Source organism: Mesorhizobium sp. WSM4837 (assembly GCF_055811435.1).
Genome location: NZ_JBVVQE010000020.1, coordinates 64,644 through 81,371, shown reverse-complemented (window position 1 = coordinate 81,371; position 16,728 = coordinate 64,644). Strand labels below are relative to the sequence as shown.

15 protein-coding genes are annotated in these 16,728 nt (G+C 64.3%); 8 read left to right on the top strand and 7 right to left on the bottom strand.

Annotation, left to right across the window (positions count from 1 at the left end; genetic code table 11):
- Entirely contained in the window at nt 1–1,002 is a 1,002-nt protein-coding gene (locus tag AC0L3D_RS14350; RefSeq protein WP_473627707.1) for a transporter, read from the bottom strand.
- A gap of 205 nt (nt 1,003–1,207) precedes the next feature.
- On the opposite strand from AC0L3D_RS14350, the gene AC0L3D_RS14345 reads away from it, so the two are divergent.
- The gene (locus AC0L3D_RS14345; RefSeq protein WP_287316982.1) at nt 1,208–2,539 is read left to right on the top strand and encodes a PQQ-dependent sugar dehydrogenase; all 1,332 of its coding nucleotides are present in this window, start codon (nt 1,208–1,210) and stop codon (nt 2,537–2,539) included.
- 78 nt (nt 2,540–2,617) lie between these two features.
- On the opposite strand, the gene AC0L3D_RS14340 is transcribed toward AC0L3D_RS14345, so the two are convergent.
- The gene (locus tag AC0L3D_RS14340) at nt 2,618–3,229 is read right to left on the bottom strand and encodes an LOG family protein (RefSeq protein ID WP_027152697.1); all 612 of its coding nucleotides are present in this window, start codon (nt 3,227–3,229) and stop codon (nt 2,618–2,620) included.
- A 145-nt stretch (nt 3,230–3,374) separates the two neighbouring features.
- Between AC0L3D_RS14340 and AC0L3D_RS14335 the strand changes: the two genes are divergently transcribed.
- The 3 genes from AC0L3D_RS14335 to AC0L3D_RS14325 all read left to right on the top strand — a co-directional run bounded on the left by AC0L3D_RS14335 (nt 3,375) and on the right by AC0L3D_RS14325 (nt 7,160).
- The gene (locus tag AC0L3D_RS14335; RefSeq protein ID WP_473627705.1) at nt 3,375–4,781 is read left to right on the top strand and encodes an Ig-like domain-containing protein; all 1,407 of its coding nucleotides are present in this window, start codon (nt 3,375–3,377) and stop codon (nt 4,779–4,781) included.
- Nucleotides 4,782–4,844: 63 nt separating this feature from the next.
- Nucleotides 4,845–5,171, top strand: coding sequence for an ArsR/SmtB family transcription factor (locus tag AC0L3D_RS14330; RefSeq protein WP_473627704.1), 327 nt, complete (start codon nt 4,845–4,847; stop codon nt 5,169–5,171).
- A 102-nt stretch (nt 5,172–5,273) separates the two neighbouring features.
- Nucleotides 5,274–7,160, top strand: coding sequence for an ABCB family ABC transporter ATP-binding protein/permease (locus AC0L3D_RS14325; RefSeq protein WP_473644715.1), 1,887 nt, complete (start codon nt 5,274–5,276; stop codon nt 7,158–7,160).
- A gap of 3 nt (nt 7,161–7,163) precedes the next feature.
- Here AC0L3D_RS14325 and AC0L3D_RS14320 read toward each other — a convergent pair whose 3' ends face one another.
- The gene (locus AC0L3D_RS14320; protein WP_473627702.1) at nt 7,164–8,036 is read right to left on the bottom strand and encodes an SMP-30/gluconolactonase/LRE family protein; all 873 of its coding nucleotides are present in this window, start codon (nt 8,034–8,036) and stop codon (nt 7,164–7,166) included.
- 245 nt (nt 8,037–8,281) lie between these two features.
- Between AC0L3D_RS14320 and AC0L3D_RS14315 the strand changes: the two genes are divergently transcribed.
- The gene (locus tag AC0L3D_RS14315; protein ID WP_236371635.1) at nt 8,282–8,980 is read left to right on the top strand and encodes a phosphatidylserine decarboxylase; all 699 of its coding nucleotides are present in this window, start codon (nt 8,282–8,284) and stop codon (nt 8,978–8,980) included.
- 3 nt (nt 8,981–8,983) lie between these two features.
- A complete protein-coding gene (locus tag AC0L3D_RS14310; RefSeq protein WP_128188130.1) occupies nt 8,984–9,799 on the top strand; it encodes a CDP-alcohol phosphatidyltransferase family protein in 816 nt (271 codons plus the stop codon).
- Nucleotides 9,800–9,965: 166 nt separating this feature from the next.
- Here AC0L3D_RS14310 and AC0L3D_RS14305 read toward each other — a convergent pair whose 3' ends face one another.
- The 3 genes from AC0L3D_RS14305 to AC0L3D_RS14295 all read right to left on the bottom strand — a co-directional run bounded on the left by AC0L3D_RS14305 (nt 9,966) and on the right by AC0L3D_RS14295 (nt 13,376).
- Entirely contained in the window at nt 9,966–10,286 is a 321-nt protein-coding gene (locus AC0L3D_RS14305) for a hypothetical protein (RefSeq protein WP_473644714.1), read from the bottom strand.
- Between the two features lie 257 nt (nt 10,287–10,543).
- On the bottom strand, nt 10,544–12,766 hold the full coding sequence (locus AC0L3D_RS14300; RefSeq protein WP_473627701.1) for an AMP-binding protein: 2,223 nt from the start codon (nt 12,764–12,766) through the stop codon (nt 10,544–10,546).
- A 202-nt stretch (nt 12,767–12,968) separates the two neighbouring features.
- A complete protein-coding gene (locus AC0L3D_RS14295; protein ID WP_473644712.1) occupies nt 12,969–13,376 on the bottom strand; it encodes a tautomerase family protein in 408 nt (135 codons plus the stop codon).
- Between the two features lie 113 nt (nt 13,377–13,489).
- Here AC0L3D_RS14295 and AC0L3D_RS14290 point away from each other — a divergent pair, with 113 nt between their 5' ends.
- Nucleotides 13,490–14,353 carry a LysR substrate-binding domain-containing protein gene (locus AC0L3D_RS14290; RefSeq protein WP_287241059.1) on the top strand — a complete coding sequence of 288 codons (864 nt, stop codon included), beginning with the start codon at nt 13,490–13,492 and terminating at the stop codon, nt 14,351–14,353.
- Between the two features lie 172 nt (nt 14,354–14,525).
- Here the strand turns inward: AC0L3D_RS14290 and AC0L3D_RS14285 are convergent, their stop codons facing one another.
- Nucleotides 14,526–15,401, bottom strand: a complete 876-nt coding sequence (locus AC0L3D_RS14285) for a DMT family transporter (RefSeq protein ID WP_287241060.1) — start codon at nt 15,399–15,401, stop codon at nt 14,526–14,528.
- A gap of 255 nt (nt 15,402–15,656) precedes the next feature.
- On the opposite strand from AC0L3D_RS14285, the gene AC0L3D_RS14280 reads away from it, so the two are divergent.
- Nucleotides 15,657–16,691 (top strand): MerR family transcriptional regulator, encoded by a 1,035-nt coding sequence (locus AC0L3D_RS14280; protein ID WP_287216719.1) that lies wholly within the window; start codon nt 15,657–15,659, stop codon nt 16,689–16,691.
- Nucleotides 16,692–16,728 lie beyond the last annotated feature (37 nt).

Here is a 16,728-nt window from a genome sequence, read left to right as displayed (position 1 = left end):
CTACATCCCGCGCCCCAGCCGCCTGACGAACAGATAGACGACCACCGCGACGGCGAGCGATATCGCCGACGCCACCCAAAAGCCCACCGGCGTGTCGACCAGCGGCAGCCCGCCGACATTCATGCCGAACAGGCCTGAGACGATCGTCATCGGCAACAGCACCGCGGTCATCACCGACAGCATGTAAAGCAACTGGTTCGACTGCGTCGTCAGCTTGGCCATCAGCTCGTCCTGCAAGAGCCGGGCGCGGGCCTGCAATTGCTCGCCGTCATGATGCAAGGTATGGGCGCGATGCGAAAGCCGTGCCGCCATGTCGTTGATCGCGTCCGGCAGGTCATTGCGATGCGAATGGTCGAGATGGCGGAACAGGCTGGTCAGCGTCGCCATCTGCCGATGGATCACCACCAGTTGCCGGCGCGCATCGACCAGCGCCTGCCGCTCATTGTGCCATGCATCGCAGACGATGCGGTCCTCGATGCCATCGAGCGTGTCGCCAAGGCCAGCGAGTTCCGTCGTCATGCCGTCGAGCGACTGGCCCATGACAGCCTCGATCAGTTCGGCCGGAGAGCGGAACTTTCGCGATCCGTTGTCGATCGCCTTGCGGATCTTGTCGACCGATTGCAGCGGTTGCTTGCGGCCGCCGATCAGCATCGTGTCGTTGAAGGCGAAGCGGAAATGGCCAAGCCCGCGCGCCTCCGCCGAATAGTCGTGGCGCAGGTCCGGCAAATCGCCGTAGAGCCAGTCGCCCTCGAGGTCGATATGGCAGCCATGGCCGGCCGACAGGAAGGCATCGCGCACCGGCGGCGGCAAAGCCGGCTCGGTGGCGATCTCGTGGCGGGCGCGCATGTCGGAAACCTGGTAGCTGCGCCATATCCAGTGTGTGGTGGTCGCGTCTTTGGTTCTCGTGCCTTCGGCGGTGAAGTGATAGACGAAGAACAGCCCGTGCTCGTCCGGCAGGTAAGGCGACAGATCGCTGCCGTCTGGATTGAGAGGGATGTTCATGATCGCGTCGCCAGTCTCTCGAATACGCCGCGTGGTGGCGACCTAGACTGTGATTATTAGCACGGGCGAACCGTTTTCGTGTGACTGTTTTGACGGTCATCCGAGGCGGCGTACCAACGCCGTTGTTTGCAGCCAGTTTGGAATAATACGTCGTTGACTCGCGTTTGCGTAAAGGGCACGACGCAATCCATGCGGAGGACGTCCGATGCATGCCGGCTTCCCACGAAGCCTACTCATAGCGGTATTGGGAGCCGTCATTGCGGGCTGCGCTGGCTTTTCGGCGCAGAAAACGGGGGCAATAACCGGCTATGGCCCCAACCCAACCTTACCGAAACCAAGACCGACGCTGATCCCGACCGTCAACATCGCCGAGGCGAAAGGCTGGCAGAAAGGTGATATGCCGACCCCGGCGAACGGGCTGACGGTGAACCCCTACGCCACCGGCCTCGACCATCCGCGCTGGCTGCACGTGCTTCCGAACGGGGACGTGCTGGTTGCCGAAACCAATGCCCCTGCCAAGCATGACGAAGGCTTCAGCCTTAGAAAGGTCTTTATGGACCTGGCTATGAAGCGCGCCGGGGCCGCGACCAAAAGCGCCAACCGCATCACGCTCCTGCGCGACACCAATGGCGACGGCATTGCGGATGTGCGCAGGACGTTCGCAGAAGGCCTCAATTCTCCCTTTGGTATGACGCTGTCCAAAGGCATTCTCTATGTAGCGAACACCGACGCGCTTGTCGCTTTCCCCTACTCCAATGGCCAGACCCGAGCCACAACGCCGCCGGAAAAGATCGTCGACTTACCGGCCGGAGATCTCAACCATCATTGGACCAAGGATGTGATCGCAAGTCCGGATGGACGCAAGCTCTATGTCACCGTCGGCTCCAACAGTAACGTTGGAGAAAACGGCATGGCCGCGGAGAAGAACCGCGCCGCCGTCCTTGAAGTGGACCGGTCGACCCGCCGTACCCGGGTCTTCGCGTCAGGGCTGCGCAACCCGAACGGGCTCTCCTGGAACCCTGAAACCGGCAAGCTTTGGGTCGCCGTGAACGAGCGTGACGAGATCGGCGATGATCTTGTGCCGGACTATATGACCTCGGTTCGTGACGGCGCTTTTTACGGCTGGCCCTACAGCTATTTCGGACAGAACGTCGACGAACGCGTCAAGCCGCAGCGCCCCGGTCTCGTGGCTAGGGCGGTCAAGCCCGACTACGCGCTGGGTTCCCATACCGCCTCGCTGGGACTGACCTTCTCCAAAGGGGCGTCGCTCGGCCCAGCCTACGGCAACGGCGCGTTCGTTGGTCAGCACGGCTCGTGGAACAGAAGTGTGCTCAGCGGTTACAAGGTGATCTTCGTGCCGTTCCGCGGTGGTAAACCGAGCGGTCCCCCGAAAGATGTGCTCGCTGGCTTCGTCGGGCGTGACGGCAGGGCGATGGGCCGTCCGGTCGGCGTTGCTATCGATCAGAGCGGCGCACTGCTCGTCGCCGACGATGTCGGCAATGTCATCTGGCGGGTCAGTAGGGCAGTAGGGCAGTAGGGCAGTAGGGCAGTAGGGCAGTAGGGCAGTAGGGCAGCGCCTCATGAGCGCGGCATGCACTACATACTCCCCTATACCCTAAAGCTTGTCGATCACCGACTGCACGCCTTCGGTCGGTGCGTCGACCGACGATCCCGCGACCATGATGGCAGCGACGATCGCTTCCGGATCGTCGACCACCAGCGGCCTGACCCGCTGCGCGGTGTGGATGAAGCCTTCGGCCATCATATGGTCGAGCAGCGCCAGCATCGGGTCCCAGAATCCTCCAACGTTGCCGAAGACGATCGGCTTGCGATGATGGCCGAGCTGGCCCCAGGTCATGATCTCGATGATTTCCTCGACCGTGCCGATGCCGCCCGGAAGCGCCACAAACGCGTCGGATTTCTCGAACATCGTATGTTTGCGCTCGTGCATGTTTTCGGTGATGACGAGCTCGTCAAGTCGGTCAAGCGCGGTTTCGGTGGCCTCCCTGTTGATCAGGAAGCGCGGAATGATCCCCGTCACCTTGCCGCCGGCCCGCATTGCGCCCTCGGCGACGGCTCCCATGATGCCCCTGGTGCCGCCGCCATAGATCAGACGCAGGCCGGACTTGGCGATCGAACGCCCAAGCAGGTGTCCGGCCTTGGCATAGGTTACATCGCGGCCCGGAGACGAGCCGCAATAGACGCAGATGGATCGAATCGTGTTCATGAGATGATTGGTGATTGGGTCTTTATTCGCGGTCAAGCCCGGGCGGGTTTTTTCTTGTCGGCCCTTTTTCTTGTCGGTCCCCCTTGTTCTTGTCGCCTTGGGCAAAACAGGCTAGACCGCATTAGGTGGCTAAGGGCAGGGAAATATGGCAATTAATCCTTTGAAGGCGTTTTTGTTCGTCGTCGGCGGCTCCGTCGCCGCGGCGGGAACCGCCTATGTGTCGGGCGCGCTCGATCCGTATCTCACTCGCACGCCGCCGGCGGAAGTGGCATCGCTGACGCCGCCGGTGGAGACGCCGGCCGAACCAGTGACCGATGCACCGCCGCCGCCAGCGCCTGCCGCTGGTGCGATGGCACCGGCAGCGCCGGCGGCGGCCGATGCGATTGCGCCGACTTTCGACATCGTTCGGGTCGAGATCAAGGGCTCTATTGTCGTCGCCGGCAAAGCCGCACCCAACGCCAAGGTCGAGATTCTCAACGGTTCGACGGTTCTCGGCTCGACGGTCGCCGGTGCCGATGGCGCTTTTGCCATCGTTCTCGACGATGCGCTGAAACCCGGCGATTACACGATCGCGCTGCGCTCGATGACCGGCAATGTCGTGACCCCCTCGGCGCAGACGGCTATCGTCTCGATTCCCAAGAGTCCTGCTGGCCAGGTGCTGGCGATGATCGAGGAGCCGGGCAAGGCCTCCGAATTGCTCACCGTTCCTTCACCCGAGACAAAGCCTGAATCGCTGCCTGCCGGCGACAAGGCGGCCGCCCCGGCTTCCGAGGACTCCGCTGCCGGGGACCCCGCTGCCGCAGCACCAGCCGCACCGGCTGCCACGGCGCCGGCCACCGTCGACGCCGTCCCCGCGCCCGCTCCGGGCGGGCCGGCCGCACCGGCGACACTAGCTGCAGGGCCAAAGGTCGTCGTCGAAGCGATCGAGATCGACGGCAACAAGATCTTCGTCGCCGGGCTCGCCGACCCCGGCCGCAAGGTGCGCGCCTATGCCAACGATATCTTGCTCGGCGACGCGAAGACTTCGCCCGACGGTCATTTCCTGGTCGAGGCGACGCGCAACATTCCGGTCGGCACCTATACGATCCACGTCGATGCGCTCGATGCCGACGGGGTCAAGGTGGTGGCCCGTGCCGCCGTGCCGTTCGAGCGCGAGCCGGGCGAGTCGATCGCCGCCGTGGCGCCTGCCGAGGCAAGGCCGGCCGCGCCGGCAACCACGCCTGCGGCGCCCGCGACCGAGGCGCCAGCCGATGTGGCGGCTGCGACGCCTCCGGCTGGAGTGCCCGAGACCGCGGCGCCGAAACTCGAACACGCCGACAGCGCCGTTATCATCCGCCGCCGCGATACGCTGTGGCGGATTTCGCGGCGCGTCTACGGCCAAGGCGTTCGCTACTCGACCATCTACCTCGCCAATCAGGATCAGATCAGGAATCCCGACCGTATCTGGCCGGGGCAGGTGTTCAAGGTCCCCGGAAAATCGCAGGAAGGCGAAGCCGCCAACCTCAAGGCGATGGGCGACCAGATGACGACAGCCCCGACAAAGGCCAACTAGAAATCCTTTCTTCTCTAGCGGGCTCTTGCGGAAAGTTCATTCATCGTCTATCGCCGATAGACGATGAACGCTTCCTTGACCGAGAAGACCTGCGGCTTCGCCGACAGCCAGGCCGTCGCCGCAAAGCTCGCCGCGCTTTCGCATCCGGCCCGGATCGAAATTCTCCGGCACCTTTCGGCCAGCCACTCCTGCTGCTGCCGCGAGGTCGTCGACCATCTCGACCTGGCGCAGTCCACCGTTTCGCAGCACCTGAAGATATTGGTCGATGCCGGGCTCGTCCGCTACCAGCCGGATCGGCAACGCTCGCGCTATGAAGTCGACAGCGATGCGCTCGAAGATGTTTGCGCATCGCTGGCCGCGCTGGTCAGTTCGTGCTGCTCCGGCCGCTAGACCATCATCCCGAACCGAAGAACCGCGTCAGCGAAAAGCGGAAGCCGGTTCTCGGAAAAGAGATCATGGTCAAGCTAATAAGAAATACGAAAAGGCGATAAAATGGCCGAAAAAACCGTCTCCGCCGATTCTGGCTCGACTTTCAAGACATTGCGCAATCTTTGGCCCTATATGTGGCCGGCCGACCGTGCCGACCTGCGGGCGCGGGTGGTGTGGGCGACCGTGCTTCTGGTCGTCGCCAAGCTGACACTGGTTGCCGGTCCCTACTTCTTCAAATGGGCGACCGATGCGCTGGCTGGTGACGCCAAGTCGGCGCCGCCGCTGCCGGCCTTCCTGCTGGCGCCAGTCATGCTGGTCATCGCCTACAATGTCGTGCGGCTGGTGCAGCTCGGTTTCAACCAGCTGCGCGACGCGCTGTTTGCCCGCGTCGGACAATATGCGGTGCGCCAGCTCGCCTTCCGCACTTTCATCCACATGCATCAATTGTCGCTGCGCTTCCATCTCGAGCGCCGCACCGGCGGCCTGTCGCGCATCATCGAGCGCGGCACCAAGGGCATCGAGACGATCGTCCGCTTCACCGTGCTCAACACCTTGCCGACCATCCTCGAATTCGCGCTGACAGCCGGCATCTTCGCGGTCACCTACGGCTGGAAGTACGTGGCTGTGGTGGCGGTGACGGTCTGCCTCTATATCTGGTTCACCATCAGGGCGAGCGACTGGCGCATCGTCATTCGCCGCGACATGAACGACAGCGACACCGATGCCAGCACCAAGGCGATCGACTCGCTGCTCAATTTCGAAACGGTCAAGTATTTCAACAACGAGGGCATGGAAGCCGAGCGCTTCGACCGTTCGATGGCGCGCTACGAAACCGCCGCCACCCGGATATGGACCTCGCTCGGCTGGCTGAACTTCGGCCAGGGCGTCATCTTCGGTCTCGGCACGGTTATCGTCATGTGCCTTTCGGCGCTGGAGGTGCAGGCCGGCACGCAGACGGTTGGCGACTTCGTCTTCATCAACGCCATGCTGATCCAGCTTTCGGTGCCACTAAACTTCATCGGCTTCATCTATCGCGAAATCCGCCAGGGCCTGACCGACATCGAGCAGATGTTCGATCTGCTCGATGTGCCGCAGGAGATCGTCGACAAGCCGGGGGCCAAGCCGCTGGTCGTCGGCTCCGGCAAGGTCGAGTTCCGCGACGTGCAGTTTTCCTACGATCCCAACCGCAAGATCCTGAAAGGCATCAGCTTCGAAGTGCCGGCCGGCAAGACGGTTGCCATTGTCGGGCCATCGGGCGCCGGCAAGTCGACCATTTCGCGGCTGCTGTTCCGCTTTTACGACATCCAGGGCGGCAAGATTCTGATCGACGGCCAGGACATTCGCGACGTGACTCAGCAGAGCTTGCGCGCGGCGATCGGTATGGTGCCGCAGGACACCGTGCTGTTCAACGACACCATCGCCTACAACATCCGCTACGGCCGCGTCGATGCCAGCGAGGAGGATGTGCGCAAGGCGGCAGAACTCGCCCAGATCGGGCCGTTCATCGAGCGGCTGCCCGACGGCTACCGTTCGATGGTCGGAGAGCGCGGACTGAAACTGTCCGGCGGTGAGAAGCAGCGCGTGGCAATCGCCCGCACCATTTTGAAGGCGCCGCCGATCCTGATGCTCGACGAGGCGACCTCGGCTCTCGACAGCCATACCGAACAGGAGATCCAGGCGGCGCTCGACCTCGTCAGCAAGGGTCGCACCACTATCGTCATCGCCCACCGGCTGTCGACGGTGATTTCGGCCGACGAGATCATCGTGCTGCAGGACGGCCAGATCGCCGAGCGCGGCAGGCATGCCGCCTTGATGCGCAAGGCCGGCCTGTACGCGTCGATGTGGGACCGCCAGCGTGAGGCAACCGAGGCCGAGGAGCGGTTGCGCATTGCTCGCGAGCGCGACGAGTTCGGCGTTGTCGTCCGCCGCCGCCCCTCCGAGGTGTCGTAGCCCTTACGGCCAGCCAGCGCCCGGCGCGGAAGCCTCGATGCTGAGCACCTGGCCGGTGCGCGCATCACTGATCATGTGCTCGAAGCCGCGCCATTCGGCGGCGACGATGAACAGCGTCTTGCCGTTGGCGCCGCCGAGCATGCAGGCAAAGCAGCCGCGATCGGCATCGACGCTGTCGAGCAACGCCCCGCCCTCGCGCACCCGCACGCAGTGCCGGTTGGGGACGTCGGCATACCAGATGGCGCCTTCGGCATCGAGGCAGATGCCGTCGGGAAAGCCGTTGCCGAGGTCGGCCCATCGCCGCCGGTTGTCGAGGCTGCCATCGGCGGCGATGTCGAAGGCAGTCAGCCTGTTGGCGTGGGACTCGGCGACGATCAACGTCTTGTTGTCAGGCGACACCGCCATCCCATTGGCGAAGGCGATCCTGTCCGCCACCTGCCGCACCGACCCGTCCGGTGCAATCAGCACGATGGTGCCGGGGCCGAAATGCTGGCCCGGAACCGGCGCTGGCCCACCGCCATTGACGTAGATGTTGCCGCGCCCGTCGACGACGATCTCGTTCCAAGCGTTCCCTGAGAGGTGTCGCAGATCGGCGTGGGTGACCAGCGTCCCGTCTGCTTCCTGCCGCAGCACCAACCCCTCACGCCCGCAGACGACGACCAGGCGACCGTCCGGCAGCCAGTCGATCGAATAGGGCAGGGTGGCCGGCACGGTGAGCATGACCTCACTGTTGCCGTCGGCATCGACGGCGATGATCTGGCCGGTTCCCCAGTTGCAGAACCAAAGCCTGCCATCATGCCAGCGCGGCGATTCGCCGAACGCCAGACCGTTCATCACGACCCGCGCTTCCTTTGCTGCTGATTTCCGTGACAGCATTTGTTGCCTCCAGCTTTCGTTCGGCGGGCGCTTTGACAGGGCCCGTATCTCCAAGGACGCATGAGGCCGGTTCGCCCCGACACCAGTCATGCCTTTTTTGGACAGGCGCATTGGACCCCTTGCAACGCCCGCGATCGGCTAATGCGGACGAGAACGCCGGATCCGGCGTTCCCTCATTGTCGCGTTGCGGCCACAGGGTGTTTCCGCTATTGAGGCCGGACCTGAAACTAGGCTGTTTCCATTCCATGGACCTCGTCGACACGATCAAGAAAACCTTGGTTCCGATCCATCGCGAAGGCTATCCGTTTATCGCCGCCTTCGCAGCGGTGACGCTTTTCCTCGGCTATTTCTCTTCGATCCTGTTCTGGGTCTGCCTCATCGCGACGGCATGGTGCGTCTATTTCTTCCGCGATCCCGAGCGCGTCACGCCGGTCGACGACCGGCTGGTGGTGAGCCCGGCCGACGGCATCATCACGGCGGTCGGTCCGGCCGTGCCACCGCGCGAACTTGGCCTCGGGGGCGGCGAGATGACCCGCATCTCGGTGTTCATGGACGTCTTCTCCTGCCACGTGAACCGGGCTCCGGTGCGCGGCCGCATCACAAGGATAGAGCATCGGCCCGGCCAGTTCCTCAACGCCGCACTTGACAAGGCGAGTGCCGACAACGAGCGCAACGGCCTGGTCATCGACAGCCCTAACGGCACGGTGGCCGCGGTGCAGATCGCCGGTCTGGTGGCGCGGCGCATCGTCTGCTGGGCCGAGACCGGCGGCACGATCGGCATCGGCGAGCGCTTCGGGCTGATCCGCTTCGGCTCGCGCGTCGATGTGTTCCTGCCGTCGACCGCAACACCGCGTGTCGCCGTCGGCCAGACCGCGGTCGGTGGTGAAACCATACTGGCCGAATTCGGCGGCGTTGCCGCAACGCCGCTCGTGCGGGTGTCCTGAACCGTGGGCGCGCCGTTCAAAAAATTCGAGGCGCATGGCAGCGGCGGCCCGCGCATCCGTGAAATTCCGATGCGCATGGTGCTGCCCAATCTCGTCACAGTGCTCGCCATCTGCGCCGGCCTCTCGGGCATCCGCTTCGGCTTCGAAGGCCGTTTCGAGCCGGCAGTGGTGATGGTGCTGCTGGCCGCCTTCCTCGACGGCATCGACGGCCGCCTGGCACGCATGCTGAAGGCGACGTCCAAATTCGGCGCGCAGATGGATTCGCTGGCCGACATCGTCAATTTCGGCGTAGCGCCCGCGCTGGTGCTCTATGCCTTCCTGCTCGACCAGGCCGGCTCGCCGGGCTGGATTGCCGCGCTCCTGTTCACCATCGCCTGCGGCCTGAGACTCGCTCGCTACAACGTGCTCGACGAAGATACTGATCGCCCGCAGTGGCAGACCGAGTATTTCGTCGGCGTGCCGGCGCCGGCAGGCGCCGTGCTGGTGATGCTGCCGCTTTACCTGTACTTCCTGCGGCTTGGTGTGGAGCCGTCACGCCCTGCCGCCTTCATCGCCGCCGGTTTCACCGTTCTGATAGCCTTCCTGCTGGTCAGCCGGCTGCCGGTCTATTCCGGAAAAAGCCTGAAAGTCCCGGGCGACAAGGTGCTGCCGATCATCCTCGGAGTCGTCCTCTACATCCTGCTGTTGATGACCTATCCCTGGTACACGCTGACCGCGTCGGTTGCCGGCTATCTGCTCTTCCTGCCGCTCAGCATCCGCGCCTATTCCAGGCGCGCCAAGCGCGAAGGCGAGAAGGTGCCGCCTTCGGACTTCGGCTGACAGATCTGTCGCCAATTCGCTGATGGTTCAATTAGTTCAAGTCGCACGCATCCCGCTCTAGCGGGAACCTGCCGGCGTCTTGACCGTTCTGTCTCAGCGGGCGAGGCGAGCGACGTCGCGAACGCCTCGCTATCACCCTTAAAGCTGCTGTCCCAGGCGCAGGAGCTTAAAGAAGAGTGAGGAGAAATTGGCTGTCGTCCTCATTGGCGCGTTGCTCATTGTCGCTGGCGTTGTGTATATGGCCGGCGCAGCCCTTTGGCGTGGGCGGCTCAGGGGGGGGGGGGGGGGGGGGGGGGGGGCGGGGGGGCCGGCCCCCCCGGGGGGGGGGGGGGGGGGGGGGGGGGGGGGGGGGTGGGGGCCGCTGGGGGGGTGTGCTTGTGGGGGGGGGGGTTGGTTTTTGGGCCGGCCCCCGGCGGGGGGGGGGGGGGGGGCCCGCCGGGGGGGGGGGGGGGGGGCGGGCGCCCCCCCTCGACGCCAAATCTTGCAACGCCAGGCCCGACCCTTGAGCCGCGGCGGCGCGGCCTCGGTTTCCTCGGCCTGTCGCAGAACTGGCCGGGCCTGCTGATGATGGCGGTCGGGTTCATCCTGCTGTTGTCGGTGGTGGTCCTCTAATGCATGTCGCCCAAAAGCATGCCCTCGGGCCTGACCCGAAGGTGCGCAGCGGTTTTGGGACAACGAGATGCATTCAAGCAAGAACTTAAAGCGCGTCGCATTAATCCCTCCAGACGCGACGCGCTTTAGGCGCTAGGCCGCCGCGCTGAGCCCCAGTCGCTCAATCGCCAGTTTGCGGGTCGAGACGTAGTCGGTCTTGCCAGAGCCCAGCACCGGGATTTCCTCGACCTTGACGATGTCGTTCGGCACCATCAGATCGGCGGCGCCGGCTTGTCTGCCGAATTTGCGCAATTCATCGGGGTCGGCGTCATCGGCGGTGGTGACCAGCACGATACGCTCGCCGCGGCGCTTGTCCGGCACCGCCACCACAGCGTGGTGCTCTTCCGGCCACAGCGACTGCACCAGCATCTCGACCGCGCCCAGCGACACCATCTCGCCGGCGATCTTGGCGAAGCGCTTGGCCCGGCCGCGAATGGTAATGAAGCCCTCGCGGTCAACAGAAACGATGTCGCCGGTATCGTGCCAGCCGTCGAGCGGCTGCAATTCCCCGGGCCGATCTGAGGTCATGTAGCCCATCATCAAATTCGGCCCCTTGAGCAATAACCGTCCGGCGCCGCTGATGCCCTCGACCGGCTCGAGCTTCATGCGCATGCCCGGCAACAGTCGCCCGACCGTGCCGTCGCGGCCGTGGATGGCGGTGTTGACGGCAACGACGGGCGCTGCCTCGGTCAGCCCGAAACCTTCGATGATCTCGGCCTGGAAGCGCTCCCGGTAGACGCGGCGCGTCTCCGGTTTCACCGCTTCGGCGCCGGCGACGATGAAGCGCAGGCTGGAGAAATCGCCGTCCTTGGCGGTGCGCGCATAGTTGGCGAGGAACGTGTCGGTGCCGAACATGACTGTCGGCCTTGCCTTGCGTGCGACCTCGGGGATCAGCTTGTAGTGCAGCGGCGAGGGGTAGAGGAACAGTTTCACGCCGGTGACCAGCGGCAGGATGGTGCCGCCGGTGAGCCCGAATGAGTGGAACACCGGCAGCACGTTGAGCAGGATGTCGGCCGGCGAGATGGTGATGCGGGCCTCAGCCTGCATGGCGTTGGCGAGAAGATTTCTGTGCGACAGGACCACCGCCTTCGGCGTGCCTTCCGAGCCTGAGGTGAACAGGATCACCGCTGGTTTGGCCGCATTCTGCGGCTGCAGCGGCCAGCGCCACAGCAAGGCGGCGGCGAGCTTGTCCAGTACGGTTACGCTGGCCCGCACATCCTCCAGCCACAACAGCCTGGCGCCGCCTTCTTCTACCGCCGCGACGATGTCAGCGAGGCTGGCCTTGTCAACAAAGGCGCGCGACGAGACCACGGTGCGGATCTCCGCCGTGCGCACGGCGGCGGTGACGCTGGCCGGGCCTGCGGTGTAGTTGATCATCGCCGCCACCCGGCTCGCTGACAACAGGCCAACGAGCGACAGCACGACACCGTTGGCGTTGGGCAGCAGCACTCCAACCGCTTCATTCGGCGCCGTCACCGCCTCGAAGCGGCGGCCCAGCACCCGCGCGCCGATGAACAGCTTTCTGTAATTCAGCGTGCCGCTGACCACGTCTTCGACGATAGGATGCGAGGCGCCGACTCGGTCGGCGGCGTCGCGTATGGCGAGGAACAGGCCGCGGTCAAGATCGCTGCCGAAAAGCCGGGCTTCGGCGAAACGGTCGAACAGCGCATTGGTGTTCGAGGATTGATCAGGGTTTCGCGCTACCAGCTCGGCGATGGTCATTGGCTCTAGCACGCTGATCGACAGAAGGGGAAACCAGCGCCGCGGCGCCTTGTCCGCCGGCGTCAGCGATACCGGCAGAGTGCGCGCGCCGGAGATGAAGATCGGTACGATGCGGGCATCGGCCTGCATGGCGATGCGGGTGACGGCGCGAAACAGGCGAAATGTCTTGATATCAGGCTCGACCGCATCCGGCAGATAGACGGCAAGGCGGCCCTTGCCCTTCAGCACCCGCACCAGCCGGCGGCTGACGAAGACATGCTCGGCGTTGAAAGCGATGGTGCGGCCAAGCTCGCGCCATGGTTCGAGCCAAGGCGATCGCGCTGAGACCTCGTCGAGGATGTGCAGCGTGTCTTCCGGCAGCAGCGACAGCATCAGCGCCGGTTCGAGACGCGACTGGTGCGAAATGACGTAAATGACCGGGGCGGCTGTTCTGCGGGCGATCTTGATACGATCATCGGCAATCCGGTAGGCGAGCTTGAACGGCACATAGAGCAGCGCCTGCGTGAAGCGCAGGCCGAGGCGGAATTTTTCCACCACCCCGATCAGCAGCCAGGCCGCGACGAGACCCGCAAGCAGCGCCAGTGTCAGGATCATGCCGCGTCTCTCCCAACAGATTTTGACCTCGCGGCTCTTCGTGACCGCTTCGATGAGAACCTAGACGAAGTGGGCTCAACGTCAATGCGGAGGTGCGGTACCTTCGCATTACTGGCCTGGCCGGCCATGAAAAGTGCGGTGTCTATGTTTCCTTGCGGCAGAGGAAGCGCCTGCGGCATGAGCCTGGATTGATGGGGGCGGCTCACGCCGCCTTCAATCTCCCGCTGATGAAGCGGAATTCCTGCGTCTTGCCGCCATAGCCATAGGCGGCGGCCGGGACTTCATGCACGAAGGCATAGCTCTCCTCATGCACCTTGCCCAGCAGGCTGCCAAAGCCAAGGAAGAGCGCCTTGAGATAGGCCTCCAGCTCAAGCTTGGTGTTGGTGCCGTCGACCACCTTGATGTCGAGCCAGAAACTGTTGGCGTCATGCTCGGCCAACGACTTGCCGCCGGCGAACCAGTGCTCGGGGTCATGGTAGGAAATGGCCACCGCTGTGATCGTCGCATCCTTGCGCAAATGCGTGGCGGTCAGTTCGGTCACCTGCTTGGCGATAGCGGCGGACAAAACGGCATCGGGCTTGCCTGTGACGCTGACATTGATGATCGGCATAATTTCTCTCCTCGGATTTACGCGGCGTCTCTTCGCCGTCAGAAATCTTTGCCATCGCTCCTGCGTTATGAAAATCGAATTGTTTTCAGGGAAAACTTTGATACTGTCGAATTATGACAATGCTCGACCCCGACCTCCTCAAAACCTTTCTCGCCTTCGTCGACCGCGGCTCGCTGGCGCAGGCGGCGTCATTTGTCGGGCGCTCGGCGTCGGCGGTGACCACGCAGATGCAGCGGCTTGAGGATATTGTCGGCGAACCACTTCTGGCGCCGCAGGGAAGAGGGCGCGTCCTGACGCCGGCGGGCGAAGATCTGGCCGGTCATGCGCGGCGCATCCTTGCTGTGCATCGCGAAGCGTGGCTGGCCCTCAAGGGCGTGCGAGCCGATGGGCGCGTGGCCATCGGCACGACACAAGATTTCGCCGACAGCGGCCTCCCGAATTTGCTCAGGGCCTTTGCCGCGAGCTATCCGCGCGTCAGGATCGAACTGCGCGTCGGCCGCTCCGCCGAATTGGCCGAGGCGCTGCAAACCGGCATCCTCGATCTGATGATCGCCATGCGACAGGCTCCGGCGCCGGACGAGATCGGCGTGCTCCGCGAGCCGATGATGTGGCTCTGTTCGCAAAGAGGCTTGGCCACACACCAGGACGAACTGCCGCTGGCGCTGCTCGATCCGCATTGCGGCTTTCGCGAAGCGGCGATCGCGGCACTCGACAGGGCAGGCCGCCGCTACCGCATCGCGGCCGGGAGTGCCAGCCTGGCCGGGCTGCGCACAGCGGTGCATGCCGGCATTGCTCTGACGCTGCGGACGGCGCGGTTTGCCCATTCCGGCATCGTCGAGGCACCGCGCGAGTTTGGCCTGCCGCAGGTTCCCATCGCCGAGTTCGCCATCCGGCTGCGCCAGGATGCCGAGCCCCCGGCCCAGGATCTGGCTGCGCTGTTCAGCGGCAACCTTGCCTTGCCAGGCGCACCGAGCTGATTTCGCAAAAGAAAAAGCCGACCTTGCGATCGGCTATAGGTTAGACGGGCCGAGGGGTTTGGGGGGACTTGGATGACCCGTCAAAGCCAACAATGCCTGAACCTGTTGATGGTTCCATGACCTTGCTAATTTATTTGCACCCGCAGTTTTATTTTCGGGGGCAGATTTTTTCTCAGGCAGAGCGCTGCCTGGCCGCTTGCCAGTCGCGCCCGCCATGGGCGAACACCGCGCAGAGCACGATGGCGCCGCCGATCATGCTGGCGGCTGGCGGGACCTCGGCCAGGAACAGGAAGGCGAACAGGATCGCGAACGGTACTTCAGCCGAGCCCAGCAGGCCGGATTCGGCAGCCGGAATGAGCCGCGCGCCCTCCGTCCACAGAATAGAGGCCAGCGCGAACGACGTGCCGAAGGCGACGAGCAACACTGCGTCCCTGGCCGAGACGGCCAATGGATCGGTGACGAACCAACCGAGCACGAACAAAAGGAATGCCGACACCGCCCCGGCCCACACTACCGGCGTGTCGCGGAAAGCGCGCACCATGATCATGTAGAGCGCGCTGCCGATTGTCATCAGCAGCGCCAGCCCGTCGCCGAACAGATGGCCGGTGCCGAAGCCGGACCAGACCATGACCGCCACGCCGGTGAGCGACACGGCGGCGGCGGCAAGCGTCTGCAGCCGGAAGCGCTCACGAACCAGAATGAAGGCAAGCAGCGCGGTGACGAAGGGCGCAGTGGCGTAGATGATCGCAACATTGGCGACGAAGGTGAACTTGAACGCCGAGATGAAGGCGATGCTGGCTAGCGCGCCCTCGCTCGCCAACAGCCAGCCGCGCCAGCCGAGGCGCAGGCTTTCACGCCCGCCGGATTGACGGCGCCGCCAAAGCACATAGAGGGTGATCAGGATCGACCCAACGAAGCCCCGCCAGCAGGTGATGGTCAGCGGATCGGCATGGATCGACTTGGTTAGCACGCCGGTGAGGCCGAAGACGGCTGCCGACGCCGAAACCAGGATGATGCCAAGGGTGCGCTCGGCGGCGGTGTCAGGCATGGTTGGGAATCCGGTCATGTCACCAGACTATGCTGCTTTGTCCTGACACCGTACTGTCAGCAGGGGTTGCCGTATCCTGCAGCCGCTGCGGAAATGCCCTTTTGCAAGTCGATTCATCTCATCAAAGCCGATGTGTCAGCTCGACACGAAGTGATCTTGCCTCTCCCACGGCTCCTGCGGACCGCGAACATCCCTGTTGACTCGGCCCCAGGGTCAGCCCCGATAGAAAGGCGGTCAACAGCAACAAGGTGATTCATGAACTCTTCCGCCCAGTTCCTGAACGCTTCCGAAGCCGCCGGCCGGCTCGGGGTGTCGGCCAAGGCCCTGCGGCTTTATGAGCAGCGCGGCCTGATCGCTCCGATCCGCACTGCGGCCGGATGGCGCGCCTACGGTCCTGTCGAAATGAGCCGCGCCGCCGAGATCGCGGCCCTGCGCGCGCTTGGCTTCAGCCTAGCCCAGGTGGCGCGGGTGATGGAGGGTGACTCCCGGGGCATGGAGCCGGCCTTGGCCGCACACCAGGCAGTACTCGATAGCCGGCTGCGCCAGCTTGTCGGCGTAATAGAGAAGATCGGTAGCCTGCGGGACGACCTCGCTCGAGGCGAAGCGCCAAGCGCCGGGGAACTGGCGCGCCTGCTGGCGCCAGAGGCTACGCTCAGCGTCGCTTTCGACCTTCCCTGGCCTTGGGGAGGCGAGCGGTTCGAACTGGGACAGATCCGACCGCTGAACTACATCATCGGCCCGCTGGGCAGTGGCAAGACCCGGCTGGCTCAGCGCCTGGCCGAGACATTGCCTGACGCCGCCTTCCTTGGCTTGGATCGACTGGCGAATGGCTGTGCGGCGGCTCTGGCTCGTGTGGACGCCGACCCAGCTCTCAGGTCGCGGGTCGATCAGACGCTGGCCTGGCTCGTCGAGGACGGTGCCGCGGTGTCCGACGCAATGATCGCTCTACTCGTCGGATTGGAAGCCGAAGGTCCGGCCATCCTGGTCGTCGACATGATCGAACAGGGGCTGGATCAAGCCTCGCAAGAAGCCCTGATTGCCCATTTGCGTCGCCGCGGCCCCGGCGGTCGACCGCTTTTTCTGCTCACGCGCTCCTGCGCGATACTCGACCTGGCGGCTGTCGGCACCGACGAAGCGATCATCCTCTGCCCCGCCAACCACAGCCCGCCAACGTACGTCGCCCGGTACCCCGGCACTCCCGGCTACGAGGCCGTCGCCACCTGCCTGGCCTCACCCGAGGTGCGGGCGCGGACGGACGGCGTCATCGCGTGGCGGCCCCACGCCGCATGAAAGGCATCAAGTCTAACGACGCAGCAATGTCTGGACA